This is a genomic window from Brachybacterium paraconglomeratum (assembly GCF_003994255.1).
GTDB lineage: Bacteria > Actinomycetota > Actinomycetes > Actinomycetales > Dermabacteraceae > Brachybacterium > Brachybacterium conglomeratum.
Genome location: NZ_ML133851.1, coordinates 428,884 through 443,661 on the forward strand (window position 1 = coordinate 428,884; position 14,778 = coordinate 443,661).

General features: G+C 73.9%; 13 protein-coding genes. 4 read left to right on the top strand and 9 right to left on the bottom strand.

Annotated elements, in window-relative coordinates:
- The first annotated feature begins 112 nt into the window (after positions 1–112).
- Together DS079_RS01935 and DS079_RS01940 are read left to right on the top strand one after the other, a co-directional pair.
- Positions 113–1,111: a putative oxygenase MesX gene (locus tag DS079_RS01935; RefSeq protein ID WP_126984597.1), complete on the top strand. Its 999-nt coding sequence runs from the start codon at positions 113–115 to the stop codon at positions 1,109–1,111.
- Positions 1,108–2,139, top strand: a complete 1,032-nt coding sequence (locus tag DS079_RS01940) for a methionine synthase (protein ID WP_126984598.1) — start codon at positions 1,108–1,110, stop codon at positions 2,137–2,139. The genes DS079_RS01935 and DS079_RS01940 overlap by 4 nt, the downstream gene beginning before the upstream one ends.
- A gap of 134 nt (positions 2,140–2,273) precedes the next feature.
- Here the strand turns inward: DS079_RS01940 and DS079_RS01945 are convergent, their stop codons facing one another.
- The 3 genes from DS079_RS01945 to DS079_RS01955 are packed head-to-tail and all read right to left on the bottom strand — an operon-like array spanning position 2,274 to position 6,392.
- Positions 2,274–4,631, bottom strand: coding sequence for a [protein-PII] uridylyltransferase family protein (locus tag DS079_RS01945; RefSeq protein ID WP_126984599.1), 2,358 nt, complete (start codon positions 4,629–4,631; stop codon positions 2,274–2,276).
- Positions 4,621–4,959, bottom strand: coding sequence for a P-II family nitrogen regulator (locus DS079_RS01950; RefSeq protein ID WP_010551331.1), 339 nt, complete (start codon positions 4,957–4,959; stop codon positions 4,621–4,623). The genes DS079_RS01945 and DS079_RS01950 overlap by 11 nt, the downstream gene beginning before the upstream one ends.
- Positions 4,956–6,392: an ammonium transporter gene (locus tag DS079_RS01955; protein ID WP_126984600.1), complete on the bottom strand. Its 1,437-nt coding sequence runs from the start codon at positions 6,390–6,392 to the stop codon at positions 4,956–4,958. Before DS079_RS01955 ends, DS079_RS01950 begins: the two co-directional genes overlap by 4 nt.
- Positions 6,393–6,679: 287 nt before the next feature.
- On the opposite strand from DS079_RS01955, the gene DS079_RS01960 reads away from it, so the two are divergent.
- Positions 6,680–8,071: an acetamidase/formamidase family protein gene (locus tag DS079_RS01960; protein WP_126984601.1), complete on the top strand. Its 1,392-nt coding sequence runs from the start codon at positions 6,680–6,682 to the stop codon at positions 8,069–8,071.
- A gap of 69 nt (positions 8,072–8,140) precedes the next feature.
- Here the strand turns inward: DS079_RS01960 and ftsY are convergent, their stop codons facing one another.
- The 5 genes from ftsY to DS079_RS01980 form a co-directional block, all read right to left on the bottom strand.
- The gene (gene ftsY / locus DS079_RS01965; RefSeq protein ID WP_126984602.1) at positions 8,141–9,649 is read right to left on the bottom strand and encodes a signal recognition particle-docking protein FtsY; all 1,509 of its coding nucleotides are present in this window, start codon (positions 9,647–9,649) and stop codon (positions 8,141–8,143) included.
- Positions 9,650–9,786: 137 nt separating this feature from the next.
- Positions 9,787–9,951, bottom strand: coding sequence for a hypothetical protein (locus DS079_RS16995; protein ID WP_159419648.1), 165 nt, complete (start codon positions 9,949–9,951; stop codon positions 9,787–9,789).
- 108 nt (positions 9,952–10,059) lie between these two features.
- Complete coding sequence (ndk, locus tag DS079_RS01970) at positions 10,060–10,485, bottom strand: nucleoside-diphosphate kinase (protein WP_126984603.1); 426 nt, start codon at positions 10,483–10,485, stop codon at positions 10,060–10,062.
- 35 nt (positions 10,486–10,520) lie between these two features.
- Positions 10,521–10,925, bottom strand: a complete 405-nt coding sequence (locus DS079_RS01975) for a DUF4233 domain-containing protein (RefSeq protein ID WP_126985082.1) — start codon at positions 10,923–10,925, stop codon at positions 10,521–10,523.
- 5 nt (positions 10,926–10,930) lie between these two features.
- Entirely contained in the window at positions 10,931–12,280 is a 1,350-nt protein-coding gene (locus DS079_RS01980) for a bifunctional folylpolyglutamate synthase/dihydrofolate synthase (RefSeq protein ID WP_164736068.1), read from the bottom strand.
- A gap of 342 nt (positions 12,281–12,622) precedes the next feature.
- Here DS079_RS01980 and DS079_RS01985 point away from each other — a divergent pair, with 342 nt between their 5' ends.
- A complete protein-coding gene (locus DS079_RS01985) occupies positions 12,623–14,236 on the top strand; it encodes an alpha/beta fold hydrolase (protein WP_126984605.1) in 1,614 nt (537 codons plus the stop codon).
- A gap of 60 nt (positions 14,237–14,296) precedes the next feature.
- Here DS079_RS01985 and DS079_RS01990 read toward each other — a convergent pair whose 3' ends face one another.
- A complete protein-coding gene (locus tag DS079_RS01990; RefSeq protein ID WP_126984606.1) occupies positions 14,297–14,737 on the bottom strand; it encodes a hypothetical protein in 441 nt (146 codons plus the stop codon).
- Positions 14,738–14,778 lie beyond the last annotated feature (41 nt).

The following is a 14,778-nucleotide window of genomic DNA, read 5'->3' on the forward strand; positions in this document are numbered from 1 at the left end:
AGGACCGATCCCCCGCCATAGGGGCCACCTATGAAGAGACCCCAAGTGTCGTGATGACACTATGGCGCGTGGTCCTGCGTACGCTCGTCCCACCACGACGACCGGGGGCACGATGACGACCGACTTCTCCTTCAGCATCCGCACGACCCGCTTCGACGAGGACTACGTCCCCTCGAGCGGCTCGCGGATCACCACGAACTTCGCCAACCTCGCCCGCGGGGAGCATCGCCGCGAGAACCTCCGCCGCGCCCTGCGCATGATCGACGAGCGCGCGAACGAGCTCGCGGGCGGCGGGGACCGCTACGCCGTGGAGCTCGACATCGTCTCGGCGGACCTGCACCTGGCCGCAGGAGCGGAACCCGCCGACGGCGGTGAGGGGCTCCCGCTGATCGAGATGCTCGACGTGCGGATCCTGGACCGCGAGACCGGCGAGCGCCTGCCGGGGATCACCGGGAACAACTTCTCCTCCTACGTGCGGGACCACGACTTCAGCGTGCGCCTGCCCGCCCATCAGCAGGCCACAGGCGACGCGGGATCCGGCGGCGGCGTGCCGGAGGACTTCGGCGTGCTGCACGGCAGGCTCTTCCGCCGCTTCATCTCCTCGGACGCCTATCGCGAGCGCTTCGCCGGACCGCCCGTGGTCTGCATCAGCGTCTCCACCAGCCGGACCTATCGCCGCATCGGCGCGCCGCATCCGGTGCTCGGCGACGAGTACGAGGCCGACGGCTCCTCCCTCACCGATCTCTACTTCGCGCGGATGGGGCTGCAGGTGCGGTGCTTCAAGCCCCGCGGCGCCGTCGCCCCGCTGGCGTTCTACTTCGAGGGCGATCTGCTCGCCGATCACTCCGACCTGGCGCTCATCGGCACGATCGCCACGATGGAGACGTTCCAGCGGATCTATCGCCCCGAGATCTACAACGCCCGCGAGAGCGCCGGGGAGGTGTACCGGCCGAGCCTGGGCAGCACCGACCACGCGGACACGGGGATCGTGTACGACCGCGAGGAGCGCAGCCGTCTGGGCGTGACCCAGGGCAGGTTCATCCAGGAGCGGCTGATCGCGCCGCACCAGGAGCATCTCGAGCAGTGGCTGGCCGAGGAGGTCGTCCGATGAGCACCCTCCTCCCCACCTCGATCGTCGGCAGCCTCCCCAAGCCCTCGTGGCTCTCCGAGCCCGAGACGCTCTGGTCGCCCTGGCGCCTCGAGGGCGCGGAGCTGGACGAGGGCAGGCGCGATGCGCTGCACCTCGCCGCGGCCGAGCAGGCCGTGGCCGGCCTCGAGGTGATCAGCGACGGGGAGCAGACCCGCCAGCACTTCGTCACCACCTTCATCGAGCATCTCAGCGGCGTCGACTTCGCTCGTCGCGAGACGGTGCGCATCCGCGATCGCTACGACGCGAGCGTCCCGACGGTCGTCGGGCCGGTGCGTCGTGAGCGGCCCGTCTTCGTCGACGACGCGGCCTCCCTCCGCACACGGACGGACAAGCCCCTCAAGTGGGCGCTGCCCGGGCCGATGACCATGATCGACACGCTGTACGACGCGCACTACGGCAGCCGCGAGGAGCTCGCCCGAGAGTTCGCGGCCCTCCTCAACCAGGAGGCGCGGGAGCTGGAGGCGGCGGGCGTGGACATCATCCAGTTCGACGAGCCCGCCTTCAACGTCTTCTTCTACGACGTGCGGGACTGGGGCGTGGAGGTCCTCGAGCGGGCGGCCGAGGGGCTGCGCGCCGAGACCGTCGTGCACATCTGCTACGGCTACGGCATCAAGGCCAACAACGACTGGAAGGCGAGCCTGGGCACGCAGTGGCGCCAGTATGAGGAGACCTTTCCGCTGCTGCGGGACTCCGTGATCGACACGGTCTCCCTCGAGAGCCGCGGCTCGCACGTCCCGATGGAGCTCGTCGAGCTGCTGCGCGGCAAGAAGGTGATGCTCGGCGCGATCGACGTCGCCGATCCGCAGGTCGAGACCCCCGAGGAGGTCGCCGACACCCTCCGCCGGGCCCTCGCCTTCGTGGAACCGGAGAATCTCTGCCCGAGCACGAACTGCGGCATGGCGCCGCTGTCCCGCACCGTCGCGCAGGGCAAGATGCGGGCGCTCGCCGCGGGGACGGCGCTTCTGCGCGCCGAGCTCGCGAGGGGCTGAGTCCGCGCCGCCGCGGGGCGGGCGGAGGGAGCCGGGCCCGGCGAAGGGCGCCGACCCCGCGTCGCGACGGAGCCTGCGCCGCGGCGGAGCCTGCGCCGCGGCCCAGCCTGCGCGGCGACGCCGACCCGGCCGGCTCAGGTCGAGGCGGCGTCCATCAGGGCCGCGACGATCCGGCCGACGGTCGGCGGGTCCAGGGCGCGGCCGTGCTGATCGGTCAGATACAGCACGTCCACCGCGCGCCGACCGAGGGTCATCACGTGGGCGCTGCGCACCTGCAGCCCGTGGACGGTGATCGTCTCGGCGACGTCGGCCAGGAGGCTGGGACGGTTGCGGGCGTTGACCTGCACGACGGTCGCCTCGCGCGAGGCGCCGGGCAGGAGCGTCACCACCGGGGCGTCCTCGGTGGTCCGCAGCGGCGGGGCCGGTGGGAGCTCGAGCACCCGGGCGTCGGCCCGGTCCCGGTGCGCCAGCTCCCGGTCCAGGGCCGAACGCACCACGGAGGGGTGCGGGAGGTCGGCCTGGGTGCCGGTGACCCACCAGGTGTTCACGGCGATCCCGTCCTGGGTGCTGACCACGGCGCTGTGCACATCCAGGCGCAGCCGCACCAGCACCCGCGCCATCGCCGCGAAGACCCCGGCGCCGTCGGGGGCGCCGAGGCAGAGCTGCGAGATCGGCTCGTCGTCCAGCGGGGCGGGATAGATGACCTGCGCGCTGTCGCTGCGGCGCACCGCGGCCAGCACCGCCTCCTGGGCGGAGCGCTGCGGGGCCAGCCGGGTGCGGGGCGCGGTCTCGGTGCCGCGCAGCGCGTCGCGCCCGAGGTCGGTGAGGTGGTCGACGAGGTCGGCGCGCCAGGTGGACCAGGCCGAGGGGCCGGCGGCGATCGCGTCGGCCTCGGTCAGGGCCCGCAGCAGCTCGAGGGTGTCGAGGTCCTCGTCCACCGCCCGCAGCAGCTCCCGCAGGGTCGTGGGGTCGGCGAGGTCGCGGCCGGTGGCGAGGCCCACCAAGGTCAGGTGCTCGCGCACGAGGGTCGCGATCGTGCGGGAATCAGCCCTGTCGAAGCCGAGGTGCCGGGCCGCGGCCTCGGCGAGCGGCGCGCCCTCGGCGGCGTGGTCCCGCGCCTCGGGGCGCTTGCCGAGGTCGTGCAGCAGGGCGGTGACCAGGAGCAGGTCGGGTCGGCTGACGCGGGACAGGAAGCGCTGCGCCTCGAGCACGGTCTCGATCTGGTGGCGGTCCACGGTGAAGCGGTGCACGGCCGAGCGCTGGGGCCGGTTGCGGATCTCCGACCAGCCCGGCACCCAGCGGGAGAACACGCCCTTGACGTCGAGGGCCTCGTAGGCGTCGGCGAGGTGCTCCCCGGCGAGTGCGTCGACGAGCACGTCGCGCTGGGCGGGCAGCAGGGGCGCCACGGTCTCCTGCGCCATCCGGGCGAGGGTCGCCTCGGCGAGCGGCAGCCCCGTCGTCGCGGCGTGGCGCACCGCGGCCACGTCCCGCAGCAGATCCCGCGAGGACGGGTCGACGGACACCTCCCCGGCCTGGACGATCACGCCGTGCGGGAGACGCTCGAGGGCGGGCCTGCGGGCGGTGCCCGCGCCGCGAGTGGCGCTGCCGCCTGGCGCGATCGCGGCCTCGGCGGCACGTACCGTGCGATGCAGCTCCCAGGTCACGGCGCGCGCGGCGTCGGCGAGGACGGCGTGGTGGTCGTCGGCGGTGGCGTGCCCGGTCAGCGCCGCGACGGCGTCCTGGTCGGCGCGGCCCAGGCGGGTGCCCGAGGCGCCGGTGACGGCCTGGAGCGCGTCGCGGGCGTCGCGGAGGGTGCGGGAGGCGGCGTCGACGACCTCGTGGTCGTGGTCGGCGAGCCAGCTCTCGGCGAGCGCGCGGATGACGGTGATGTCGCGCAGTCCGCCGCGGTCGGACTTGAGGTTCGGCTCGGTGGCGTGGGCGAGGGAGCCGTAGCGCCGGTCGCGGTCGGCGGCGAGGTCGACCACCTCCCCGACCCGTCGGCGCGCCTCGCGCCGCCATCGGGCGCGGACCCGGGCGGCGGTGTCCTCGACGAGCTGCGCGTCCCCGGCGATGTGCCGCAGGTCCAGCAGCGCGATCGCCGTGCGCAGGTCGGCGGCGGCGACCTGCTCGCACTCCTCGAGGCTGCGCACCGAGTGGTCCAGGGAGGTGCCGGAGTCCCAGATCGGGTACCACAGCGCTCCCGCGAGCTCGGCGGCCTGCTCGGCGCCCACCCGGGCGGGGTCCACGAGCAGCACCAGGTCGAGGTCGCTCGCGGGGCCGAGGGAGCGCCGGCCCAACGAGCCGATGGCGGCGAGCGCCGCTCCGCTGCCCCGTCCGGGCACGGCCTCGCCGGCCCGCTCCCACAGGGTGCGCAGCCAGTCGTCGACGAGATCGGACTGGGCGAGCCTGCGGGAGGGACCGGCGGAGGGGTCCGCGAAGCCCTCGTGGAGCACCTGGGTGATCCGGCGGGAGGAGAGCTCCTCAGAGGGCATCCGCCCCCCGTTCCCCGGTGCGCACGCGCACCGCGGTGCCGACGTCGGTGGTCCAGATCTTCCCGTCGCCGATCCTCCCGCTGCGGGAGGCGGCGAGGATCAGGTCGATGATCGCGGACTCGTCGCTCTCCAGGGCCAGCACCTCGACCTTGATCTTGGGGATGGTGTCGATCGTGTACTCCGCGCCGCGGTAGACCTCGGTGTGGCCGCCCTGGCGGCCGTACCCGGCGACCTCGGTGACGGTCAGGCCGGTGACCCCGTACTCGCGCAGGGAGTCGGTGACATCCTGCAGGGCGTGCGGCTGGATGATCGCGGTGATCAGCTTCATCGGGGCTCTCCTGCGACGGCGGGACGGGCGGGCTGCTCGGCGGCGGGGCCGCCTGCGGCGGGGACCGGGTCCGCGACGGGGTCGCCGGGGGCCTGGTTGCGGGGTTCGGGGCCGGGGTCCGCGGGCGGGAAGGCGGCGGAGCCGACGGTGCCGACGGTGCCGACGACCGAGGAGCGGTCCCGGCGGGAGGCCAGGGCGCCGACCAGATCATATCCGGCCTCGGCGTGATGGGTGATGTCGATCCCGGCGCGCTCGTCGGCCTCGGGGATCCTCCATCCCATCGTGTACTTCAGGACCAGGGCGATGGCGAGGGTCAGCACCGCGGAGATCAGCATGGCCACGATCGCGACGAGGGTCTGGACCAGCAGCAGGCTCGCGCCGCCGCCGAGGAGGAGACCGCCGTCCACGGCGAGGAAGCCGATCCCGATGGTGCCGACGAGGCCGCCGACCAGGTGCACGCCGACCACGTCGAGCGAGTCGTCGATGCCGAAGCGGTACTTCAGGCCGACGGCGAGGGCGCAGGCGAGACCTGCCGCGAGACCGAGCACGATCGAGGTGAGCGGCGTGAGCGCGGCGGCGGCCGGGGTGATCGCGACCAGGCCGGCGACGACGCCCGAAGCCATGCCGAGCGAGGTGACGTGCTTGTCGCGGATCCGCTCCACGAGGGCCCATCCGAGCATGGCACCCGCCGTGGCCACCGTGGTGTTGACCCAGGCCAGGCCCGCGGTCCCGTCGGCCGTGCCGGCGGAGCCGCCGTTGAAGCCGAACCAGCCGAACCACAGCAGGGCCGCGCCGAGCATGACCAGCGGCAGGTTGTGGGGCTTCATCGGCTCATTGCCGAAGCCCTTGCGCGCTCCGACAACCAGGGCGAGAACGAGACCGGCGACGCCGGCGTTGATGTGGACCACGGTGCCGCCGGCGAAGTCGACCGGCTCGGCGATCGCGGCGAAGGGGCCGTCGCCGCTGAGCAGGCCTCCGCCCCAGACCATGTGGGCCAGGGGCGCGTACACGATCAGCACCCACAGCGCGGCGAAGACCAGCCAGGTGCCGAGCTTGACGCGGTCGGCGATCGCGCCGGAGATCAGGGCGGTGGAGATGATCGCGAAGGTCATCTGGAAGCCTGCGGCGACGAGGAAGGGCACGCCGCTCTCGGCGAGGAGGGACTGGTCGTCGGTGCCGGCCAGGCCCAGGAACTCCAGCGGACTCCCGAACAGGCCGCCGACGTCGGTGCCGAAGGCGATCGAGTATCCGGCGACGGTCCAGGCGATCGCGACCACGGCGATGGCGCTGAAGGACATCAGCATCATGTTCAGCACGGTGCGGGCACGCACCATGCCTCCGTAGAAGAGGGACAGGCCGGGGGTCATCAGCAGCACGAGCGCCGCGCTGGTGAGGATCCAGGCGGTCGCCCCCGTGTCGAGGGTGAAGTCCATGGCGGCTCCAGTCAGAGGAGGGCCGGCGGCCGGGATCGAGGTGCCGACCTGCCGTACGGCCGGGCGGGCCGTGCCCTCAGAGTGCGGGCTCAGCCGGGGATCGCCTAGGCGGGAGGGCCGCCGTGATCGTTCCGTGACCGAGGATTCCGGGACGCGGGACGGACCGGGCGGCAGGGCGGGCCCGCCGCCTAGCGTCGGCCCGACGGCATCCGCCGAGCCCTCCGCAGCGTCGCGGGAGCACTCCGCTCCGCCCCTCGGCGGACGACCTCGAGGAGACGATCCCGCCCGTGACCCCATCGACGACCCCGCTGCCGACCGACGACCTCTCCTCGGACCGCTTCGCACGGCATGCCGCCTCCACGCTCCGACGCGGGGTGGGCCGACGGCAGATGCTGCAGGTCGCCGCGGCCCTGGGGGCGGGCGGCGCGCTGATGTCGGCCTGCGCCCCGTCGTCCGGGGAGCCCGCGACCGGGGATCCGACGCCGCCCTCCGGGGCCGGGCAGATCCTGCAGCCGGGGAGAGGGGAGATCCCCGGCGACCACTACCTCGGTTCGGAGACGGACCAGGTGATGTGGGGCTATGTGCCCACCGTCCACTCCGATCCGGTGCTGACCGTCGGCTCCGGCGAGACCGTGACGATCGATGCGGTCTCCCACGAGGGGATCCTCGAGGACCAGGGCCGGGACCCGCTGGAGTTCTTCGGCGCGCACGGCGTGGAGGCCGGCTCGGTGCTCGAGGACGCGATCGCGATCGCCGCCGACTACGACCGCACCGCCCGTGACTTCGCCGCCGACGGCCCTCACGTGGTCACCGGGCCCATCGCCGTCGAGGGCGCCGAGGTCGGCGACGTCCTGAAGATCGAGACCCTCGAGGCGGTCCCCCGCGTCCCCTACGGCGTGGTCTCCAGCCGGCACGGCAAGGGAGCGCTCGCGCTCACCGCCGACGGCGCCGCGCCGGAGGGTGCATCCCTCGAGCAGGTGATGCCGGCGGCGTCGACGGACGGCCGGGGCACGGCCGACCCGATGGCCTGGGGCAACGTCTCGGTGTTCACCCCGATCGAGGACGGCCACGGCGTGATGGCCTTCGACGGCGGGGCGGCCAGGTTCCCGCTGAGGCCCTTCATGGGCATGATGGGCGTCGCCCGCGCCGAGGCCTCCTCCCCCACGGACCCCTCCGCCAACTCGATCCCGCCGACCCTCGGGGGCGGCAACATCGACATCCGGCTGCTGGGCCCCGGCTCCACGTTCTACCTGCCGGTGCACGCCCCCGGCGCCCTGTTCTACGTCGGCGACCCGCACCATGCGATGGGCGACGGGGAGGTGGCGCTGACCGCTATGGAGGGCTCGCTGCGCGGCACCTTCCGTCTGACGGTGTGCAAGGAGGGCGAGGGGGACGCGCCGCGGCTCGCGCACCGCTATCCCTTCGCGGAGACCGCCGACGCGTGGATCCCGATCGGGCTGTCCGATCCCGACGGGTCGGTCGACGGCCAGGGCAGCGACCTCGACGTCGCCCTGCGCACCGCCGTCGTCAACGCGCTGGAGTTCCTGGAGCAGGAGCTCGGCATGGACCGCGCGATCGCCTACGCCTATCTCTCCGCCGCCGCGGACTTCACGATCTCCCAGGTCGTGGACCGCACCGTCGGGGTGCACGGGATCATCGCGAAGAGCCACTTCGCCTGAGACGCGGGACGGCCCGGGCGATCGCTGGGATCGCCCGGGCCGTCCGGGGGCCGCGGGGCCGGGGAGCGCTCAGCCTTCCAGCAGCGCGTCGACGAAGCCGTGCGGGTCGAAGGGCGTGAGGTCGTCCATGCCCTCGCCGAGGCCGACCATCTTCACGGGCACGCCGAGCTCGCGCTGGACGTTGACGACGATGCCGCCCTTGGCGGTGCCGTCGAGCTTGGTGAGCACGATGCCGGTGATGTGCACGGCCTCGGAGAACACCCTCGCCTGCTGCATGCCGTTCTGGCCGGTGGTGGCGTCGATGACGAGCAGCACCTCGGCGACCTCGTCGCCGTGCAGGCCCTTCTCGGCGACCCGGCGCACCTTGCCGAGCTCGTCCATCAGGCCCTTCTTGTTCTGCAGGCGGCCGGCGGTGTCGATGATGACCACGTCGACCTCCTGCTCGATGCCCTTCTTCACGGCGTCGAAGGCGACGGCGGCGGGGTCGGCGCCGTCGCGGTCGGCGCGGACGGTGTCCACGCCGACCCGGGAGCCCCAGGTCTCGAGCTGGTCGGCGGCGGCGGCGCGGAAGGTGTCGGCCGCGCCGAGCACGACGGTGCGGTCCGCGGCGACGAGCACGCGGGCGAGCTTGCCGACGGTGGTGGTCTTGCCGGTGCCGTTGACCCCGACCATGAGCAGCACGGAGGGGACCTCGGTGCCGTCCTCGGCGGTGCGGCGGGTCGCGGCGAGGCGGCGGTCCAGGTTCGGGTCCACGAGCGCGACGAGCTCCTCGCGCAGCACCTCGCGCACGGCGGCCACGTCGTCGGTGCCGAGCACCTGGATGCGTCGCTTGAGGTTCTCGAGCATCTCGTCGGTCGCGGCCGGGCCGAGGTCGGCCATCAGCAGCGTCTCCTCGATCTCGTCCCAGGTCTCCTCGTCGACCGTGGAGCGGGTGAGGAGGGTGAGGATGCCGCGGCCGAGGGCGCCGGAGCGGGAGAGCCGCTCGCGCAGGCGCAGCATGCGGCTCTCGGGTGCCTCGGGGGTCTCGATGACGGGGCCGCCAGGGGCGGTCGTGGTGGCGTCCTCGGCGGGAGCCTCGGGCTGCGCGGTCCCGGCCGGTGCGGTCTCCGTCGGGGCGTTCTCCGTCGGAGCGGCGGTGTCGGGCTCCGCCGTGCCGGTCCCGGCGGTGTCGGCCGGGGCCGTCTCGGCGGGAGCGTCGGCGGGTGCGGACGCGGCGGGGGCCTCGGGCGCCTCCTGATCGAAGGGGACGTCCTCGGCAGCGGGGGCGGTCTTCTCGGCGGGAGCGGCGCCGTCCGGCGCCTGCTCGCCCGCGGCGGGCCGCTCGGCGGTCTTCGGGGCCGGGGCGGAGAGCGTGTCGGCCCAGGTCGGGGCGGCGGGTCGCTCCTTGACCGCGGTCGCGGTGCCGGTGGTGGAGCCGGGCTCGCTCCTCGAGGAGTCCTCACCGCCACGCTGCTCGTCGCGGTCCTTCGAGGAGGACGAGCGGCCGCGGCTGCGGATGTAGGCCCAGGCACCGACGCCGAGCACGACGACACCACCGCCGCCTCCGGCGATCAGGGCGAGTAGGGCATCGGGATCCACGGGTCACCTCCGAGGTCGGGGAAGCCGGCGATGCGGCGAGGACAGCTGCCAGTCTAGGGCCGTCGCCGGGCCGTCCCTGCGTGAGTCCCGGATCCGGGCGCGACCTGCATCGCCGGAGCCCGGTGGACGGGGCGGGGTCAGCCGCGACCGGTGCGGGAGGTGTGGCGCGGATGCTCCGCGGCCGTGCCGTCCTCGTCCTCGCGCGGGAGGCGCAGATGGGGCATCGCGACGACTGCCAGGATCACCACGGCCAGGACAACGGCGAGGATCAGGAAGAGCACGACGACGAAGGGCAGCTGCATGCCCATATTGTGCACCGACGACGGCGCGGTCCCCGGGAGCGTCCTGGACGGCGCGTCACCGGGGACCGCGGGGACCGGCGGGCCTGCACGGCCCGCCGATCGCAGGGCTCAGCCGAGCTCCGGGAACCAGATCCCGATCTCGCGCGCGGCGGACTCCTCGGAGTCGGAGCCGTGGACGAGGTTCTGGATGACGGGGAGGTCCTGCTCGCAGGCGAGGTCGCCGCGGATGGTGCCGGGCGCGGCCTCGGTGGGGTTGGTGGCGCCGGCCAGGGAGCGGAAGCCCTTGATGACGTTCACGCCCTCGACGACGAGCGCGACGAGCGGGGCGGCGCCCATGTACTCCACGAGGCCGGGGTAGAAGGGCTTGCCCTCGTGCTCGGCGTAGTGGGCGGCGAGCTCCTCGGCGGTGGCGGTGCGCTGGGCGAGGGCGACGATGTCGTAGCCCTTCGCCTCGATGCGGCGGAGGATCTCGCCGCGCAGGCTGCGCTGGACGGCGTCGGGCTTGAGCAGGACGAGAGTGCGCTGTGCGGTCATGGGATCAGGGTACCCACAGGTCAGCCGTGGTCATGTCAGCGCTCGTCCGCCCCGTCGGAGTCCAGCAGCCTCGCGTCCACGGCGTCCTTCTCGCGGTCCAGCTGGCGACCCTTGACGATGCCGTAGGCGAGCATGGCGGCGAAGCCGAGGCCGATCACCCACATCGCAGAGACCTGGAGGCCGAGCAGGATCGCCGGGATCTGGAGGGCGAGGGCCAGCCAGTACGCCCAGGCCCCGCGGCTGAGCATTCCCCCGTTCATCAGCAGGGCGATCGCGGTGACGAGTCCCCAGGTCCAGGTCAGGGCCCGGTCGCCGGGGGCGAGCTGATGGGCGACGAGCACCGCGAAGAAGACGACGAGCGCCTCGCACACGAGCACCGTCGCGGTGATCATCCGCTGTGCGCCGTGAGAGCGGGTGGAGGGGGTGAGGTCGAGGTCCATCTCTCTCACGCCTCCTCGGGGACGCCGAGCAGGTCGCGGACCTCGGCGGCGAGGGTGACGGACCCGGCGACGACCACGCCGCCGAACTGGTCGCCGTCGGCCTCGGCGAGGTCGACCGCGATCTGGATCGCGTCGGGCAGGCTCTCCTGCTCGAGCACCCGGTCCTCATCCTCGAAGATCTCGCGGGCGATGTCGGCCAGGCGGTCCGCGGGGATCGCGCGGGGGGAGCTGGAGCGGGTGATGACCACGGCGTCCAGCAGCGGCTCGAGCACCTCGAGGATGTCGTCGGCCTCCTTCTCCTGGAGGATGCCGACCACGCCGATGGTGCGGGTGAAGCGGAAGTTCTCGCGCACGGTCTGGACGAGAGTCAGGGCGCCGGCGGGGTTGTGCGCGGCGTCCAGCAGCACCGTCGGCGCCTGGCGCACCACCTCGGCGCGACCCGGGGAGGTGACGCTCGACAGCGCCGCCTGCAGCAGCTCGCCGTCCAGCGGGGAGGTGCCGCCGCCCAGCAGCGCCTCCGCGGCGGCGACGGCGAGCAGGGCGTTGCGGGCCTGGTGCTCGCCGAGGAGGGAGAGGAACACCTCCTCGTAGCGGCCGGCGATCCCCTGCAGCGAGAGCATCTGCCCGCCGACGCCCGGGGTGCGGGCGAGCACGCCGATCTGCTGCCCCTCGACGGAGGCCTCCGCGCCGAGCTCCGCCACGCGCTCGCGCAGCACGTCGGCGGCGTCCTGGTAGGGCTGCTCGGCGAGGACCGCGATCGCCTCGGAGGTGAGGATCCCGGCCTTCTCCCCCGCGATCTCGGCGATCGTGTCGCCGAGGTACTCCTGGTGGTCCAGGGAGATCGGGGTGATCACGGCGACGTCGGGGTCGACCGCGCCGGTCGCGTCCCAGGTGCCGCCGAGGCCGGTCTCGACCACGGCGACGTCCACGGGGGCGGAGGCGAAGGCCTGGAAGGCCATCGCGGTGAGGTACTCGAAGTAGGTCAGCGGCGGGCCGCCGGCGGCCTGCGACTCGGTGTCGACGATCTGCGCGAAGGGCTCCACGTCGCGATAGGCCTGGAGGAAGCCCTCCTCGTCGATGGGCGCGCCGTCGATCGCGATCCGCTCGGTGGGCGAGTGGAGGTGGGGGCTCGTCGTGCGGCCCGTACGCAGCCCGGCCTCGCGCAGGATCCGCTCGAGGATCCGCGCGGTGGTGGTCTTGCCGTTGGTGCCGGCGATGCGGATCGAGCGGTAGGAGTTCTGGGGGTCGCCCATCAGCTCCATCACCCGGCGGATCCGGCTGAGGTCCGGCTCGATGCGGTTCTCCGGGGCGCGCTCGAGGAGCGCGGCATAGACCTCCCGCAGCTCGGGGGACATCGCCGGACGGGAGGAACCCGGGCGGGGAGAACTGGGCACTGCGGCTCCTGGGTGCGGGGCGGGACGGGCCGGATCAGTGTACGAGGGGCACCTGGGACCCGGGGACCGGACGATCCCGGGCGCGGGCAGCCGGGGACCGGACGTCCGGGGCACAGACGTCCGGGGCACGGACGGTCGGGGCACGGGCGACCGCTCCTCCCCACGTCGCGGTCGTCCACAGCCCGGCTCTCCCCCGCTCGTGCTCGACCGCGGCCTCCCTAGCCTGACCGCGAGCGCCGGCGCCGTCGGGGCGGAGGACGCCGATCCACGGGCTCGGCTGGGCGAGGAGACGGGAGGGACGGCATGGGGGACGGAGCCGACGCGATGCTCGGCATGGACACGGACCGATGCCGCCTGCAGGCCGACAGTCTGGAGGCGGCCGCCGACCGGCTCGCGGGGCTGCGCGAGAGGGTCGACGACGCCGTCGGCGCCGCGACCTGGCACGGCCCGGACGCCGACGCCTTCCGGCTCCGCTGTTCCCTGCTGTCCCAGGGCCGTCTGCGCGAGGCCGGCGAGCTCCTGGATCTCCTCGCCCGCCGGCTCCGCGTCGAGGCCGTGGCGCAGGAGCGCGCGTCGGCGGCCGTCGGACACGGCGTGGCCTCCTCGGGCCGTGCGCTCGCCCCCGCCGGAGCAGGAGGACGTCTCCTCGCGGGTCCCTCCGCCGCGGCGTCCCTCCCCCTCCTCGGCGCTCCCGCATCCGCCGCCCTCGTCTCCGACGCCCTCGGCGCCGGGGTCGCGCTCGGCACCGCGGAGCTCACGGGCGTCGTGGTCGGGCTCGGCGGCGACCCGGACGGGATCGACCGGGTCCAGGACGAGCTCGGACACCTCGGCGGGATGTTCGAGGACTGGGCGGCGGGCGGGGACGCCCCCACCCTCGCCCGGCTCGGCGCGAGCACCCTCCTCCTCGGCGGCGCGATCGCGCTCGCACCGGTGGAGACCGTGACCGACACCGGTCTCCTCGACCCACGCACCGACGTCACCGTGCACGCCGTGGTGGAGGTCCCCTCGAGCACGGCTCCGCGCGGCCTCGCCGACCTCGTCGCGGCGAACGACGAGGCCCGCCGTCCGCTCGCAGGCGTCCCCGGCGACGCCGACAGGGACGGTGCCGCGGCGGGGCGGGTGCGGATCCAGACCATGCGCGGCCGGGACGGGGGCGAGGCGTACATCGTCCATGCCCCGCCGACCGGGGGCGCGCCTATCTGGGATCCCGACTCCTGGGGGCCGCAGGGGAACTCCGCCGGCTGGGACTCGAACCTGCGGACCATGGCCGGGCAGGAGTCCGCGGCGATGGCCGATATCCGCACGGCGATGGCCGCGGCAGGGGTCCCCGACGGGGCGCGGGTGATGGTCGTGGGCCATTCGCAGGGCGGGCTGACAGCCGCGCATCTGGCGGCGGACCCCGGCGTCAACCGGGCCGACGGAGCACCGGGCAGCTACGACATCTCCCACAGCTTCTCGGTCGGGTCCCCGGTGGGGACGGTGGTGCCGGTGCAGGCCTCGACCAGCACGGTCAACGTCTCGCACAGCTCGGCGCTCGAGCCGTCCCTGCTGCTGCGGCATCCCGCGACCTGGCCGGCGCCGCTGCGGATCGCCGATCCGGTGCCGCTGCTGGACCTGGCCGGGTACCGGATCGACGGCAGCCGCGTCTCCTCCCCCGCTGTCCGCGAGGTGGTGCTCGAGGCGCCGGCTCCCGCTCTCGGCGGGGCCTCCCCGCTCGAGAACGCCCATGAGTCGGTGCTGCGCACGGAGCAGGGCGTGGACCCGACCGGCGGCTATCACGGCAGCCTGCAGGCAGGGTCCGGGACCGACCCTGTGCTCGCCGCGCTGCAGGAGGACCTGGAGGGGACCTATGTCGGCGACGGGGTCACGGTCGTGGAGGACGTCGTGGTCGTGGTGGGGCGGAAGGACCTGCGGTGAGCGCGAGGCAGGGCCGGGTCCCGCGGGCGGAGGACCCGGGCGGGCGCCGCGGGCCCCGGCTCAGGTCAGCCCGTATCTCGCGTAGAGCGCGCTCGCGCCCACCTGCTCCAGTCGGTAGTCCTCGACGGCCATGTCCGGCTCGAGGCCCCTGGCCGTGAACTCCTCGACACCGGCGAGGAAGCCCATGATCCCGCCGACGGAGATGTTCCCCTCGGTCTCGTCCCCCTCGTGCAGGGTCGTGACGACCGCGCGCATCGCGTCGTCGTAGATCGTGAACGCGTCCCTGCGCTCCTCGGCCGCGAGATCGATCCGGCCGTGCAGGAGTCGACGGAAGGTGCCGTTCATGCCGCTCTCGATCTCGCACCCGGCCACGCCTTCGACCTCGAGCACCGCCGTGGTGACTCGACGGACCCGCCCGCTGCCGCCGCAGCCGGTGAGCGGGCCGACAGCGAGTGTCCCCGCCGCCAGGAGCATGGTGCGTCGCCTCGTGATACCGGCCATGACCGCCCCTTCCCCTGTCCTCGATCCCCACAGGTTGCCAT